This is a genomic window from Aeromonas sobria, assembly GCF_006243315.1.
Classification (GTDB): Bacteria; Pseudomonadota; Gammaproteobacteria; order Enterobacterales; family Aeromonadaceae; genus Aeromonas; species Aeromonas sobria_A.
This window is the reverse complement of sequence record NZ_NKWE01000055.1, coordinates 68,719-84,103: the sequence shown is the minus strand read 5'-3', so window position 1 is coordinate 84,103 and position 15,385 is coordinate 68,719. Positions and strand designations below refer to the sequence as shown.

13 protein-coding genes are annotated in these 15,385 nt (G+C 62.2%); 7 read left to right on the top strand and 6 right to left on the bottom strand.

Annotation, left to right across the window (positions count from 1 at the left end):
- The first annotated feature begins 78 nt into the window (after positions 1 to 78).
- On the top strand, positions 79 to 1,086 hold the full coding sequence (locus CF137_RS18065) for a substrate-binding domain-containing protein (protein WP_139720823.1): 1,008 nt from the start codon (positions 79 to 81) through the stop codon (positions 1,084 to 1,086).
- A gap of 115 nt (positions 1,087 to 1,201) precedes the next feature.
- Here CF137_RS18065 and CF137_RS18060 read toward each other — a convergent pair whose 3' ends face one another.
- From CF137_RS18060 to CF137_RS18050, 3 genes are read right to left on the bottom strand one after another with little or no spacing between them, the layout of a single operon-like run.
- On the bottom strand, positions 1,202 to 1,843 hold the full coding sequence (locus CF137_RS18060; RefSeq protein ID WP_098971726.1) for a bifunctional 4-hydroxy-2-oxoglutarate aldolase/2-dehydro-3-deoxy-phosphogluconate aldolase: 642 nt from the start codon (positions 1,841 to 1,843) through the stop codon (positions 1,202 to 1,204).
- 20 nt (positions 1,844 to 1,863) lie between these two features.
- On the bottom strand, positions 1,864 to 3,660 hold the full coding sequence (gene edd, locus CF137_RS18055) for a phosphogluconate dehydratase (protein ID WP_139720785.1): 1,797 nt from the start codon (positions 3,658 to 3,660) through the stop codon (positions 1,864 to 1,866).
- Complete coding sequence (locus CF137_RS18050; RefSeq protein WP_101319052.1) at positions 3,657 to 4,166, bottom strand: gluconokinase; 510 nt, start codon at positions 4,164 to 4,166, stop codon at positions 3,657 to 3,659. Before CF137_RS18050 ends, edd begins: the two co-directional genes overlap by 4 nt.
- A gap of 243 nt (positions 4,167 to 4,409) precedes the next feature.
- Between CF137_RS18050 and gntU the strand changes: the two genes are divergently transcribed.
- The 5 genes from gntU (at position 4,410) to CF137_RS18025 (ending at position 11,972) form a co-directional block, all read left to right on the top strand.
- On the top strand, positions 4,410 to 5,750 hold the full coding sequence (gene gntU, locus CF137_RS18045; protein ID WP_101326428.1) for a gluconate transporter: 1,341 nt from the start codon (positions 4,410 to 4,412) through the stop codon (positions 5,748 to 5,750).
- Between the two features lie 149 nt (positions 5,751 to 5,899).
- Complete coding sequence (gene pssA, locus CF137_RS18040) at positions 5,900 to 7,249, top strand: CDP-diacylglycerol--serine O-phosphatidyltransferase (RefSeq protein ID WP_162515979.1); 1,350 nt, start codon at positions 5,900 to 5,902, stop codon at positions 7,247 to 7,249.
- 34 nt (positions 7,250 to 7,283) lie between these two features.
- Positions 7,284 to 7,538, top strand: a complete 255-nt coding sequence (locus CF137_RS18035; RefSeq protein ID WP_139720781.1) for a hypothetical protein — start codon at positions 7,284 to 7,286, stop codon at positions 7,536 to 7,538.
- 212 nt (positions 7,539 to 7,750) lie between these two features.
- Positions 7,751 to 9,820 (top strand): ATP-dependent DNA helicase RecG, encoded by a 2,070-nt coding sequence (gene recG, locus CF137_RS18030; protein WP_162515978.1) that lies wholly within the window; start codon positions 7,751 to 7,753, stop codon positions 9,818 to 9,820.
- A gap of 31 nt (positions 9,821 to 9,851) precedes the next feature.
- On the top strand, positions 9,852 to 11,972 hold the full coding sequence (locus CF137_RS18025; RefSeq protein WP_139720777.1) for an AsmA family protein: 2,121 nt from the start codon (positions 9,852 to 9,854) through the stop codon (positions 11,970 to 11,972).
- A gap of 54 nt (positions 11,973 to 12,026) precedes the next feature.
- On the opposite strand, the gene CF137_RS18020 is transcribed toward CF137_RS18025, so the two are convergent.
- Positions 12,027 to 12,935, bottom strand: a complete 909-nt coding sequence (locus CF137_RS18020) for a bifunctional GNAT family N-acetyltransferase/hotdog fold thioesterase (protein WP_139720775.1) — start codon at positions 12,933 to 12,935, stop codon at positions 12,027 to 12,029.
- Between the two features lie 289 nt (positions 12,936 to 13,224).
- Here CF137_RS18020 and CF137_RS18015 point away from each other — a divergent pair, with 289 nt between their 5' ends.
- Positions 13,225 to 13,905, top strand: a complete 681-nt coding sequence (locus CF137_RS18015; protein ID WP_162515981.1) for a spermidine synthase — start codon at positions 13,225 to 13,227, stop codon at positions 13,903 to 13,905.
- Here CF137_RS18015 and dtd read toward each other — a convergent pair.
- Entirely contained in the window at positions 13,894 to 14,331 is a 438-nt protein-coding gene (gene dtd / locus CF137_RS18010; protein WP_033115613.1) for a D-aminoacyl-tRNA deacylase, read from the bottom strand. The genes CF137_RS18015 and dtd overlap by 12 nt on opposite strands.
- 86 nt (positions 14,332 to 14,417) lie before the next feature.
- The gene (locus CF137_RS18005; RefSeq protein WP_101326440.1) at positions 14,418 to 15,290 is read right to left on the bottom strand and encodes a virulence factor BrkB family protein; all 873 of its coding nucleotides are present in this window, start codon (positions 15,288 to 15,290) and stop codon (positions 14,418 to 14,420) included.
- Between the last annotated feature and the right edge of the window lie 95 nt (positions 15,291 to 15,385).

The following is a 15,385-nucleotide window of genomic DNA, read 5'->3' as shown; positions in this document are numbered from 1 at the left end:
TCTTACTACGGTTTCATATGCTGACTTTGTCGGTCGAAAACGGTAATGTTACATGTAACATCCATGCTGGACACCCCGATGAACACCACCCGCAAGCGCCGCCCCACCCTGCAAGATATCGCCGACCAGACTGGCGTGACCAAGATGACTGTCAGCCGCTATCTGCGCGACCCGCAGACAGTGGCGGAGGGTACCCGCGAGCGGATCGCGGCGGTGGTGGAAGAGCTGGGCTATATCCCCAACCGGGCGCCGGATATTCTCTCCAACGCCACCAGTAAGGCGATCGGTATCCTGATCCCCTCCCTCTCCAACCAGGTCTTCTCGGCGGTGATCCACGGCATCGAATCGGTCACCCGCCCTGCCGGTTACCAGACCCTGCTAGCGCACTACAGTTACAGCCCGGAACGAGAGGAGGAACAGATCGCGTCGCTGCTCTCCTATCATGTTGATGGCCTGATCCTCTCCGACAGCCAGCACACCGAGCGCACCCGCAAGATGATCGCCACCGCTGGCATTCCGGTGGTCGAAACCATGGATCTGCCACCCAATCCCATCGACATGGTGGTCGGCATGGATCACCGGGCCGCGGCCCGGGCCATGGTATCAGAGATGCTGCGCCGGGGCAGGCGTCAGGTGGTCTATCTGGGGGCCCGGCTCGACGTGCGAACCCAGCTGCGGATGGAGGGCTATTATCAGGCGATGGCTGACTTTGGCCTCGCTGGCCAGCATCTGCTGACCGAACAGTCCTCCACCTTTACCCTCGGCGGCGAGCTGCTGGATCAGGCGCTGGTGCGCTATCCCGACCTCGACGGCCTGTTCTGCACCAACGATGATCTGGCGGTCGGCGCCCTGCTGCAGTGCCAGGCCAAGTGGATCCCGGTGCCACAACAGATCGCCATCGCTGGTAGCAATGCCCTCGATATCGGCCACGCCATGACCCCCAAACTGGCCAGTATTGCCACCCCGCGGGAAGCGATCGGCATGGAGGCAGCCACCATGCTGCTGGCCCGTCTCAGCGGCCAGCCACAGACCGAGACACGCAAGGATATCGGCTTCTCCCTCTATCTGGGAGAAAGCTTGGGCTAACCCCTTCCTGCAACGGTTGGTGTCGCGGCGCACTCCCCCCACATGACCGCCATTAGCCGATAACAGAACAGGCCACCCGAGGGTGGCCTGTTTGATTTTTCTGAATGGCTAGCGCTTAGCGTTTAACCATTTCAACCGCAGCGCGGGAGAGGCGAGTCACCTCTTCCCAGTTGCCGCTCTTGACCGCATCGGCCGGCAGCATCCAGGAGCCGCCAACGGTGGCGACACACTTGAGCGCCAGATAGTCGGCCACGTTGTGCGGGCCGATACCGCCGGTGGGGCAGAACTTCACCTGGGGCAGCGGTGCGGCAATGGCGGAGAGCGCCTTGGTGCCGCCGTTTGCTTCGGCCGGGAAGAACTTCAGGTGGTCGTAGCCCGCTTCCAGCGCCTGCATCACTTCAGACGGCGTAGCCACGCCCGGGATCAGCGGCGCTGTGCTGCTGGCCGCGTGGGCCAGCAGGGCCGGAGTCATCCCCGGGGAGATGACGAAGCGGGCACCGGCGGCAACGGCAGCGTCAAACTGCGCGCAGTTGAGCACGGTACCGGCACCGACCATGGCATCCGGCATCGCCTTGGCGATGAGGGCGATGGCGTCGAGGGCTACCGGAGTGCGCAGGGTGATTTCGAAGACGGAGATGCCGCCGTCGAGCAGCGCCTTGGCCATCGGCAGGGCCTGATCCAGCTCGTTGATAACCATCACGGGCACCAGCGGAGAGGCGGCAAACACTTCGGCAGGGGTCACTTTCCAGTTCTGCATAGCTCTTCCTTAGTCAGCTCTTAATCAAAAATGGTGGCGCCACACTCGGCGCTCGATACTGCGCGACGCATCACGCTAAACAGTTCACGACCCCACCCCTCTTGTTCCAGAGTGAGGTCAATCTCGGCCTGGGTGCGGCCACTCAAATCGGTCAGGCAGTCGAGGCGACCGCTCACTGCATCCACTCGCAGCAGATCGCCATCTTGCAACAGGCCGATGGCCCCGCCGTGCAGCGCTTCTGGTGTAATGTGAATGGCAGCCGGGATCTTGCCGGAGGCACCGGAGAGACGGCCATCGGTGACCAACGCCACCTTGTGACCCGCCTTCTGCAGGTTGCCGAGCACTGGCATCAGCTTGTGCAGCTCCGGCATGCCGTTGGCGGCCGGGCCATTGTGGCGCACCACGATAACGGCGTCCTGATTGAGCTCGCCTGCCTGGTAGGCGGCTTCCACCGCATGCTGGGAGGAGAAGACCAGCGCCGGGGCTTCAATCACCCGATATTCGGGGGCGACGGCGGAGACCTTTACCACGGCGCGGCCCAGATTGCCCGCCAGCAGCTTGGTGCCACCGGTGGCCTGGAACACGCAGCCAGAGAGAGAGAGCACGCTGGCGTCGCTGCTTTCGCCAACCGGCTGCCACTGCAACTTGCCATCGACCAGCGCCGGGCGGCTGAGGTAATCCTGCATCTCGCCAAATACCGGGGTGGCATCCATGTGGATCAGCCCATCTTCGGCCAGACGGCGCATCATCCCGGGCACACCGCCCGCCTGCTCGAAGGCGTTGACGTCGGCCGGGCCGTTCGGGTACATGCGCACCAGCAGCGGCACCACGTCGGAGAGATCGCTGATGTCATCCCAGGTCAGTACCAGACCGGCCGCGCGGGCCAGCGCCACCATGTGGATGCTGTGGTTGGTGCTGCCGCCGGAGGCGAGCAGGGCCACCAGACCGTTGACCAGCGAGCGCTCGTCCAGCACTGTGCTGAGCGGGCGATAAGCCGGAGATCCCGGGATCATGGCGCTGATGCGGCGGGCAGCCTCATCGGTGAGGGCGCGGCGCAGTTCGCTATGGGGATGCACAAAGGCGGAGCCCGGCAGCATCAGGCCCATGGCCTCGAATACCAGCTGGTTGGTGTTGGCGGTGCCGTAGAAGGTGCAGGTACCCGCCGCATGGTAGGCGCCGCACTCCATCTCCAGCAGGGCATCGCGACCCACTTCACCGGCCGCGTACTGCTGACGCACCTTCACCTTCTCATCGTTGCTGATGCCGCTTGCCATCGGGCCAGCCGGTACAAATGCGGTGGGCAGGTGGGCGTGGGAGAGGGCCCCCATGATCTGGCCCGGTGCAATCTTGTCGCAGATGCCGAGCAGCAGGGTGGCGTCGAAGGTGTTGTGAGAGAGCGACAGCGCGGTCGCCTGGGCGATCAGGTCGCGGGAGAAGAGGGACATGTCCATCCCCGGCTGACCCTGGGTCACCCCATCGCACATGGCGGGCACGCCACCGGCGACCTGAGCGCTGTGGCCCAGCTCGGCCAGCGCGGCCTTGATCTGGTCCGGATAGCCCTGATAGGGCTGATGGGCACTCAGCATGTCGTTGTAAGCGGTGACGATGCCGACGTTGGCACGGGTCATGTCGAGAATGCGACCCTTCTCGTCACTGCTGCAGGCCGCCACGGCGTGAGCCAGGTTGCCACAGGCCAGCGCGGCGCGGGTCTTGCCCTGCTCGGCCTGACGCTGGATACGGGCCAGAAAAGCCTGACGACGGGCGGCACTGCGCTCGCGGATGCGGGCAGTGACGTCGGAAATTACCTGATGAATCATTGGGCTTGCTCCAATGCAGTGACGGCGCGATCAACCACCTGTTCGAAGGTGCCGTCGATATCAATGTGGAATACACCGGCTTCGCCCTCGGGGCGCTCCAGGGTATCGAACTGACTTTGTACCATGGTTTCCCGCATGAAATGGCCTTTGCGGGCGCGCATCCGCTCGAGGATCAGCGGCTGGCTGCCATCGAGGAAGATAAAGCTGACCGACTGGTTACCTTCGCGGATCTGGTCGCGGTACTGCTTTTTGAGGGCGGAACAGACAATGATGCCGGTCTCGTTCTTCTGTTCGAGACTGTAAGCGGCATCGCGGATCCGCTCCAGCCAGGGGGCACGATCCTCATCGTTGAGGGGGTTGCCGCCAGCCATCTTCTGGATGTTGGCCTTGGGGTGCAGATCATCGCCATCAATGAACTTGGCATTTAGCGCCTCGGCTACTTTCAGGCCAACGCTTGATTTGCCGCTGCCACATACACCCATCACGATAATGCACTTACCCGCCATAATTTGACCTCTGTCCCACTTTTCAAAAAACCAGCTGTTGATGGGTTCTAATCTACCACGTTACCGGTAACATGTTACCGGTAACGCCTGAAAATGTGAAGTCGGCCACAGACTGAAACTAACACTCGCCGGCCCCGTGTCTGATGCTGCAGACTAGCCATATATACAAATAAATCATAATGTTATGGCTAGTAATGAGTCCTGCGGCATTGCCACTGAACAACTAACAAGGAACAGAGAACAATGTCGGATATCTCTTTGATCATGACGGCCGCCGGCTCGATCGTGCTGCTGCTCTTTCTGGTAATGAAGGCCCGGCTCCACGCCGTGGTCGCCCTGATCCTGGTCTCCATGGTGGCGGGTCTCGCAGCAGGCATGAACCCGGCAGATATTGCCGCCACCATCCAGAAAGGGATGGGCGGCACCCTCGGCTTCGTCGCCGTGGTGGTGGCGCTGGGCGCCATGTTCGGCAAGGTGATGGAAGTGACCGGCGCCCTCGACCGGGTGGCGCACACCCTGCTCGGCAAGTTCGGCGTCCAGCGCGCCAACTGGGCCATGGCGCTGACCGGCTTTGTCTGCGCTCTGCCGCTGTTCTTCGACGTGGCCGTGGTGTTGCTGATTGGCGTCGCCTTCGCCATCGTCCGTCGTGGCGGCGGCAGCGTGGTGAAGATCGGTATCGCCCTGCTGGCGGGTATCGCCACCTGTCAGGCGTTCCTGATCCCGGCGCCGGGCCCGATCCTGGTGGCGTCCCAGCTGGGTGCCGATTTTGGCTACATGATCCTGTTCGGCCTGATCGCCGCCGTACCGGCGCTGATCCTGGCAGGCCCGCTGTTCGGTGACTTCATCAGCAAGATCGTCGATGTGCCGCTGCCTGCCGATGCCCAGAACAGCGTCCACGATGGCAGCAAATCCCTGCCCTCCTTCGGGCTGGCGATGGGTCTGATCGGTCTGCCGCTGCTGCTGATCGGCCTCAAGACTATCGTGGGTCGCTTCGTCGAGACCGGCTCCACCCTGCACAACTGGCTGGAGTTCATCGGCCACCCCTTCACCGCCATCATGGTCGCCTGTCTGGCCGCCTTCTACCTGCTGGGCATTCGCCGCGGCATGTCCCGTGACGAGGTGATGAGCGTCTGCAACAGCGCCATCCAGCCAGCCGGTGTCATCATCCTGGTGACCGGTGCCGGTGGCGTGTTCAAGCAGGTACTGGTGGATTCTGGTGTGGGCGCCGCCCTTGGCAACATGCTGGCCGACTCAGGTCTGCCCATAGTCGCGCTGGCCTTCATTCTGGCCGCCGCGGTGCGGGTGATTCAGGGCTCTGCCACCGTCGCCATGCTGACCGCCTGCGGTCTGGTGCTGCCGATGCTGGAACCCCTCGGCTTGAACGGTGCCCAGCTGGCTGCGATCACCATCGCCATCGGCGGCGGTTCCATCGTGCTCTCCCACGTCAACGACTCCGGTTTCTGGCTGGCCAACCGCTACCTTGGCCTCACCGAAAAGCAGACCCTGCAGACCTGGACCGTGATGGAAACCATCATCGGCACCACCGGCGGCGTGATGGCGATGATCATCTACAGCTTCCTCTGATAAGGGCAAAAGCTGACAAAAAGGCCTCACTTGTGAGGCCTTTTTCATCTTTCTGACGATTCTTGCTTTGGCCCAGAGGGTGAGATTGCTAGAATCGCCTATTCATCGCTCCGAGCGGAACGCTTAATCCCGTGATTTCAGGTTTATCTATGCATTCATCGGCCCATTATCGACAACTGCTGGCACGGCTGCCCCAGATCGCCGTGGTGGCGGATCAGTTTGAGGTGCTCTACAGCGCCGAGGATTTCAAACGCCGCATTCTTGCGCTGATCGCCAGTGCCACCCGACGCATCTATCTGGTCGCGCTCTATCTGCAGGATGACGAAGCTGGCCGGGAGATCCTCTCCGCCCTCTACGCCGCCAAGCAGCGCAACCCGGCCCTCGACATCAAGCTGTGCGTCGACTTCCACCGTGCCCAGCGCGGCCTGATCGGCAAGGGTAAGCAGGGTGGCAACCATCTGATGTATCAGGAGATGGCCGCCAGCCACCAGCACCAGATCGAAATTTACGGCGTGCCGGTCAAAGGACGCGAGCTGCTCGGGGTACTCCACCTCAAGGGCTTCATCTTCGATGATGTGGTGCTCTACTCCGGCGCCAGCCTCAACGACATCTACCTGCACCAGCAGGAGCGCTACCGCTTCGACCGCTATCACCAGATCACCAGCCCGGAGCTGGCCCGCAGCATGGTCAACTATGTGGACGACCTGTTCGTGAAGAGCGACGCGGTGCAGCGGCTGGATCACCATGATATTCCCAGTGCCAAGCAGCTGAAGGGGCCGATCCGCCGCTTCAAGCAGAGCCTGCGCCAAAGCCAGTATCGTTTCAGTGCCATGCCGGTCAACACCCAGGAAGTGGCCGTCACCCCCATGGTGGGTCTGGGCAAGCGCAACAACCAGCTCAACCTGATGATCCGCAATCTGGTGCGCTCCACCGAGCGGGAAATCTTCATCTGCACCCCTTACTTCAACCCCCCCAAGGAGTTGAGCAAGGATATCGAAGATCTGCTGCAGCGCGGCTGCAAGGTGACGATCGTGGTAGGCGACAAGACCGCCAACGACTTCTTCATCCCGCCGGAGGAAAAATTCTCCACCATCGGCGGTCTACCCTATCTCTACGAGACCAACCTGCGCAAGTTTGCCGAGCACAACCAGCGTCACATCGACGACGGTCGCCTCAACCTGATGCTCTGGTGTTGCGAGCGCAACTCCTACCATCTCAAGGGGATCTTCGTGGACGACGAGTGGGCCCTGCTCACCGGCAACAACCTCAATCCCCGCGCCTGGACGCTGGATCTGGAAAACGGCCTGCTGGTGCACGATCGCCGCCACCTGCTGCGTCCCCAGTTCAACGCGGAGCGAGAGAACATCCTGGCCAACACCAAGCGGATCAGCCACTTCGATCAGGTGGAACAGATTCAGGACTACCCGGAACAGGTGCGCAAGCTGCTGGGACGGATCCACAGAGTGAAGGCGCATTTGCTGCTAAAACGCATCATCTGATTTCCAATAACCCATTGTTGTACAAGAGGGATCTATGCCATTAATCATCTCAACCCAAGATGTAGATACATGGAAAAAACGGATTCAAAAAAATGGGCTTAGAGGCTCAACATACTTTTGTCAGCAAAGTGGAAAAGTTTGGGTATCAGCATCTGCGGATCATAAGCAGATATGTCAGCAAGTCCTTGGCGTTGATTCTGGTACTAGCTCGCTAGAGAGCTATCTTCGCTGGGATGATGTAAGTGCGGTGAATCTAGTCGAGTTACTGTACCAAATTGAAAAGGCATAGTTACTCCAAAGACTACGTTTTGACTTAACGCATACGATACTTCACCTCTACCGTTGGCACCCGCACAAAGGCCTCCCGTTTTCGGCAGGCCTTTGTTATATCCGCCGTTTCCCCCGCAGCGGCGGCCCTGCCAGCAGCAACTCGGCTTGCATCGGGCCAGCAACAACCCCTATCATCTGGACATATTTACAGTGTTTTTGGGCATCTAATTGATGAAATTGGATAAAATCTCCCTCGACAGCCTCAAGGGCGTCGGCAGCAAGATGCAGGAAAAACTCGAGCGACTGGGGCTGGCCACGGTGCAGGATCTGCTGTTCCACCTCCCCCTGCGCTACGAGGATCGCACCCAGGTGTGGCCCATCGGCGATCTGCCGCCCGGGCTGCATGGCGCCGTCGAGGGTGAAATCCAGGACACTCAGCTGGTGATGGGGCGCCGCCGCATGCTGGTCTGTCGCATCAGCGATGGCACCGGCACCCTCACCCTGCGCTTCTTCAACTTCACCGCCGCCCAGAAGAACAGTCTGGCGGCGGGTCGGCTGATCCGCTGCTTTGGCGAGGTTCGCCCCGGCAAATACGGGCTGGAGATGGCCCACCCCGAGTACAAGCTGCTCGGCGAGGAGCAAGCGGGCCAGACCGAAGAGGCGCTCACCCCCGTCTATCCGACCACCGAAGGGCTGCGCCAGCTCACCCTGCGCAACCTCACCGTTCAGGCGCTGGCCCAGCTCGACCTCTATGGGGTCGAAGAGCTGCTGCCCGCCGGACTCTATCCCCACCAGATTGAACTGGCCGCCGCCCTGCGCCTGCTGCACCGTCCGCCCCCCTCGGTGGCGCTGCCGCTGCTGGAAAGCGGTCAGCACCCGGCCCAGCAACGGCTGGTGCTGGAAGAGCTGCTGGCTCACAACCTCTCGGTATTGAAAGTGCGCGCTCAGGCACAAACCCAGCTGGCCCGCGCCCTCAAACCGGCGCCCGCGCTGGTTGAACAGCTACTCGGCGCCCTGCCATTCAAGCCAACCGGCGCCCAGAGCCGGGTGGTGGCAGAGATAGGTAAGGATCTGCAACAGAGCCACCCCATGATGCGGCTGGTGCAGGGGGATGTGGGCTCCGGCAAAACCCTGGTCGCGGCGCTGGCCGCCCTGCAAGCCATCGGCAACGGCTGTCAGGTGGGGCTGATGGCGCCGACCGAGCTACTGGCCGAACAACACGCCATCAACTTCGCCAAGTGGCTGGAGCCGCTCGGCATCGGAGTCGGCTGGCTGGCTGGCAAGCAGAAAGGCAAGGCGCGGGAGGAGGCGTTGGCGGCCATCGCCGACGGCAGCGTCAAGATGGTGGTGGGCACCCACGCCATCTTTCAGGAGCAGGTGGTGTTCCAGCGTCTGGCGCTGGTCATCATCGACGAACAGCACAGATTCGGGGTGCATCAGCGCCTCGCCCTGCGTGAGAAAGGGGAGCGGGAAGGGGTGCATCCCCATCAGCTGATCATGACCGCCACCCCCATCCCCCGCACCCTGGCGATGACCGCTTATGCCGATCTCGATACCTCGGTGATCGACGAGCTGCCGCCGGGCCGTACCCCCATCACCACGGTGGCGCTGCCCGACAGCCGTCGCGGCGATGTGATCGAGCGGGTCAAGCTCGCCTGCACCGAGGGCAAGCAGGCCTACTGGGTCTGCACCCTGATCGAGGAGTCGGAGGTGCTGGAGTGTCAGGCCGCCGAGGATACCGCCATCGAGCTGCAAGCCCAGCTCCCCGGCCTGCATATCGGGCTGGTGCACGGCCGGATGCGGCCGGTGGAGAAACAGCGGGTGATGGAGGAGTTCAAGGCGGGCATACTGCAACTGCTGGTCGCCACCACCGTCATCGAGGTGGGGGTGGATGTGCCCAACGCCAGCCTGATGATCATCGAAAACCCGGAACGACTGGGGCTGGCGCAGCTGCACCAGCTGCGCGGCCGGGTTGGCCGGGGATCGGTGGCCTCCCACTGCGTGCTGCTCTATCATGCCCCCTTGTCCAAGACGGCCCAGAGCCGACTCGGGGTGCTGCGGGAGACCAATGATGGCTTCCTGATCGCCCAGCGCGATCTGGAACTGCGTGGCCCGGGGGAACTGCTCGGCACCCGCCAGACCGGCCTCGCCGACCTCAAGATCGCCGATCTGGTACGGGATCAGCCGCTGATTCCGCAGGTACAAAAAATGGCGCGCTTCCTGATGGATAGGCACCCGAACCATGTCGAACCCTTGATACGGCGCTGGCTCGGTCTGCGGGACCACTACTCAAACGCCTGACAACAAACCCCAAAACAGGAGGAAAGCATCCATGAATTCCTGGCTACGCGGCCTGCTCTACACCTTCGCCTTCCTGCTGCTGTTGGTCTGGGTTGCCCTCGGCCTGTTCGACGCCGAGCGGGCCAAAGGACCCATCGCCAGCTGGATCAGCCAGCAGACCGGCGTGCCGGTCACCATAGGGCGGCTGGTGTTCAACCCGCTTCATCCCTACACCCTGCTGGCGGAGCAGGTGCGCTACGGCGATGCGGTCTCCCTCGACAAGCTCTATCTGGAGATCGAGAGCATCGACTGGCTGAGCCGCGACGTGCGCATCGCCCATCTCGATCTCATTCGCCCCGCCATCAAGCTGCCGCTGCCCAACCAGTTGCCAAGCCTGCCTGTGCGCTCCCTCACCATCAGCGACAGTACCATCGACAGACTCAGTCTGGAGAGCAGCGAGCTGACCCTGCGCGGCCTCAATGCCACCCTGAGCGACTGGGAGCTGATCGACCCGAAACGGCAGCCACAGGCCAACCTGAGCCTCAATATCGGCCAGCTGGAGACCCCGCAATTCACCTTCGCCCGCCTCAATCTGCAAGGACGGCTGGAGGGGGAAGTGCTGCGCACCGACAAGCTGGTGACCAACCTGTTCGACGGCCTGCTGGAGACCGGCATGGTGCTGGACTGGCCCGCCCGCACCCTGCAACTGCACGACCTCAAGGCGCGCGGCATGCGGGTGGAGCTGGGGGATCTGACGCAGCAAGGCTTCCCGCAGCGCTTCCCGTTACAAAGCGTGTCGTTGGATCGCGGCCAGCTGGACGGCGTCAGCCTCAACGACATCAATCAGGAGCTCTCCTTCAACAACTTCAGCGGCCAGCTTACCGCCTTCAACTGGCAGGCGGGCAGCCAGCCCACCGGCTATCTGACCGGCACCCTGGGGGACATGGGGCGCGGCCTGTTCCAGCTGGAGGAGATCAAGGGCAAGCTCGCCTTCTCCCCCCAGCAGGTCGATGCCGAACTGCAGGGCAAGGCCTACGAGGGGACATTCAATGTCGAGCTCTCCCTCGATAGCCAACAGCAGAAACTGACTTTGAAAGACGTGGCGCTGAGCGGCATGGATATCAGCCTGCCGCAGGGGTGGTGGCAGGATTGGCAGAGCTGGCGCCCGCAGCAGGTGGATATCCGCAAGCTGGCGTTCGACAAGCTCAAGGTGCTCTCCTTCGACGATACCCTGCCCCTGTCGCTGACCGGCTGGCAACTCTATCTGAGCGATCTCGCCCTGCGCGGCAACCAGCCCGGCCCATTGCTCGGCCGTGCCCGCATCGAGAGCAAGTGGTTCGAGCTGGTGTGGGATGGCCTCAGCGCCCGCAACGGCGAGCTGGATGGGGAGCTGACCCCCAGCTCGTGGCAGCTGGGCAAACTCACCAGCTCGCTACCGGATGAGGGCACCTTCAGCCTGAGTGGCCAGTGGGGCCGCGAGCCGGGCCAGAGCAGCCGCCTGCAACTGCAGGCGACCAAGCTGGATCTGCAGCAGTGGGGCAAGATATTCCGCCCCCTGTCTCAATCTCCCGCCTCCTTCGCCGGCAAGGCGGACGTGAGCGCCGATCTGCAAGCCGAACACGGTAAGGCAGCGGGCGAGTGGCGCCAGACCCTGCAGGGCAACTTTGCCCTCGATGCCGACGAGCCATTCTGGGACAAGGTGAAGATAGACCCGCTGCTGGATGAGTGGTTCAAGGGGGCGACCCCGCCCGTCCTGACGCCGGATCAGCTGTGGCAAGGGATGCAGGGGGGGGATACCCCCTTCTACCGCATCAAGTTGCAGGGCAAGATCGACAAGGGACAACTGCAGATCGAGCAGGCAGGCGCCTCCACCATCACCCATCTGCTGGCGCTGCAAGGGGGGATCGATCTGGTCAACGAGCAGTGGCAGCTCGATCTGGGAGTGCTCAACGGCAACCGCTGTGCCGAGCTGCTCGGCCAGTGGCGCGGCCCGCTGACTGCGCCCACGCTGGCATGGAGCTTTCCGCAAAAGCAGGACGCCTGCGGCTGGGAGGTTGGAGTGCGCTATCCGCCGCAAGGCAACAGTGCCCCGCTCTGGCGACCTGCGCCTCCTGCGCCTAAGGCCCAAACCCAAGCCCAAACCGGGCAGGCAACCGACAGCCAGCAAGGGTAAAAACAGACAAGGCCTCATGATGAGGCCTTGTTGTTTGATGGGGAAACGGGGCGGTTACTGACCCGGACGGCGGGGCGGCTGCACCACGTAGTGGCCGCAGAACTCCGCCGCCAGTTTGCTGCCGCTGAACAGCTGGATCTTGAGGCTGAAGGTGGCAGGCTCGCCCCGTTTGAGCGGCTGCAGTACCGCGGGCATCCCCTCGCGGGCCACCCGCGCCTCCGGCTCTTCATCAACCGGGCCATGATATTTGATGGTGCTCTCGGCCAGCATCGGCTCGCCCACCAGCCCCTCTTCTTTAAGTTGTAGCCAGATCAGCCCCCAACCCGCCAGCACGCACTGGCTGTAGACACTGCCGGCAAACATGCTGCCGTGCACGTTGAAGTTGGCCGCCAGATTGGCCTTGAGGTGGAAGGTCTGGCCGTCGTAGTGGCTGATATGCATCCCCATCTTCTCGCTGATGGGCACCCCGCGCGACCAGCGGGTGGTGAGATCCTGACACCACTCCGGGCGGTATTGAATGGTCTGCAACGGGCTCAGGGATTTGATCATCTGGCGATGGGGAATCCGACCAAAGGAGACGGGGCCGCCCCCCACTTCGAGAAAACCGCACTTGCGATAGAACTCCACCGCCTCCTGACGGGCGTTCATCACCAGCCGTTTCACCTTCTCGCTACGGGCCAGCTGCTCGAGATCCTCCACCATCTGGGCCCCCAGCCCCTGGCCGCGATATTCAGGACGCATCGCCATAAAGCGGATCTGCGCCTCGTCGCCGCCGATAAAGAGGCGGCCTACCGCGATGGGGGTGCCGTCGGGTGCCAGCATCAGCCGGTGAATGGCTACCGTGTCGTACTCGTCCCGCTCGGAACCGACTGGCAGATTGAAGGGCTTACGCAGAAGTTCCCAGCGTAACTGGTAGTAGGCATCCAACTCGGCCGCTGTCTGTGGGGTGACTACCCGATACATAGTTTCATCCTTGAGTTTGCGCCGACTGGCAGATTGAAGAGCTTACGTAGAAGTTCCCAGCGCAGCCTGCAGTAAGTACCCAGCTCGGCTGCACTCTGAGGGGTAACTACCCTGTACATAAAACGATCCTTGAGTTTGCACCGACCGGCAGATTGAAGGGCTTTCGCAGAAGTTCCCCGCGCAGCCTGCAGTAAGTACCCGGCTCGGCTGCCGTTTGAGGGGTGACTACCCGGTACATAGTTTCATCCTTGAGTTACACTGGCCGGAAACCATCTTGCCGTGCAAATTCATGGACTTCAATCTGCAAGCGTACCAAGCCGATCACTTGTTGCACCTGAGCGTCAAACCCCAGCGCCGCCTCACGGTACAGGAAAATAGCCACCATCGCTGGCTGGAGATAGACGGCGTGGTGCAATCCGCCATGTCGCTCGCCGACCCGGCCGCCCTCTGTCTGCCCCATCAGCGGGTCATCGCCTGCCTGCTGCCGGAGCAGGCCACCCGGCTCCTCGAACTGGGACTGGGGGGCGGCGATCTCACCCGCCACCTACACCAGCGCTGGCCCGATGCCCACCACGAGTGCGTCGACCTCGACGAAGAGGTGCTGACCGTTTATCAGCAGTTTTTCCAGCATCAGGTGCGCGATGGGCGCGCCGCTCCCGTACTCCATCAGGCCGATGCCTTGGCCTTTCTCGAACAGAGCGAGCAGCAGTACGACCTCATCCTGCTCGATCTGTTCAGTCAGGATGGCAACCCGCTGCTGCTGTTTCAGGAGCGGCTCTACCGGGCGCTGGCTCCCCGCCTCTGCGGCACCCTGGTCATCAACCTGCTGCCGCGCACCGAGCTTGAGCTAACCCATGCCCTGACACTCATAGAACAGTGGATTGGTCCCGCCATCCCCTATCCGGTCGCGGGGCTTATCAACGTGATCGTCCACGTCACGCCACGGGGCGAAGAACCCTCAGACCTGTAGCCAGAAGGTAACCGGGCCGTCGTTGACCAGCGCCACCTTCATGTCGGCGGCAAAACGGCCGGTTTCGGTCGGGATGCCGCTGGCAGCGGCCTTGGCCACGAAGTAGTCATAGAGCCGCTCGGCTTCGCTCGGGTGAGCGCCGCAGGAGAAACTCGGGCGCATCCCGCTCTTGGTATCGGCCGCCAGGGTAAACTGGGAGACCACCAGCAGGCTGCCGCCGATCTGGCTGACATTGAGGTTCATCTTGCCATTCTCGTCACTGAAGACCCGGTAGCCGCTCACCTTGTGCAGCAGCTTGTCGGCCTTGGCCTCATCATCCCCTTGCTCTACTCCAAGCAGCACCAGCAGACCCTGACCGATGGCACCGGTCACTTCACCCTCGACGGTCACGCTGGCCTCGCTGACCCGCTGAATCAATGCAATCACATCCCTCTCCTCTGAAAACAGAACGACCGCCCCCTCACAGGGGCGGTCGTCGATGCTACCAATAAACCGGTGGCCAAGGCGATGGCTTAGCCCGGCTCTTCGCTGGCCGGTTTCTCGTATTCGCCGAGGCAGGCGGTCGCTTCTGCGCCGAACAACACCACCAGCCAGCTGAGATAGACCCAGACAAACAGGATCGGGATGGTGGCCAGCGCGCCATAGATGGCCTGATAGGAGGGGAAGTTGGTGATGTAGATAGCAAAGCCGCGCTTGGCCAGCTCAAACAGGGTGGCTGCCAGCAACGCGCCGATAAAGGCGTGGATCAGCCGCACCTTGCAGTTGGGCACCACGGTATAGACCAGCAGGAAGGTGAGCACCGAGAAGAGGAATGGCAAACCCCGCAGCAGCAGATAACCGATGCCGAACAGGCTCTCGGCGCCAAACAGCCGCAGGGAGAAGATGTAGGAGGAGATGGCGATGCTGGCCCCGATGAGCACAGGCCCCAGGGTCAGGATCATCCAGTACATGGCGAACGCCTGCGCCAGCGGGCGGCTCTGGGTCGAGCGCCAGATGTAGTTGAGGTTCTTGTCGATGGCGGAGATCAGCATCAAGGCCACCACCACCAGCGCCCCTATCCCCACCGCAGTGGTGTTAGTGGCGTTGGCGACGAAGCCGTCGATGTACTCCTTGAGCATGTCCCCGGCAGTCGGTACGAAGTTGTGGTAGACGAACTGCTCCATCGCCTGCTTGAGGCTCTGGAACACCGGAAAGGCGGACATCATGCCAAACACCACGGCGATCATCGGCACCAGTGAAAGCAGGGTGACATAGGCCAGATAACCGGCGGTGACCGTCAATCTGTCCTGTTGGAAACGGCCCCAGACAAACTGGGCGAAGTGGCGACCATCATGGCGCACAAAGGAGAGGGCGTGGGCCAAACGGCCGCTGATTTGCTGCTGCATCTTGATTCTCGTAAGCGTCGTCATGCAGACATTGTGTCAGAGTGGCGCGCTGTTTGGCCACCTTTGAACCCGGATTGCCGCCATATCCGCCCATT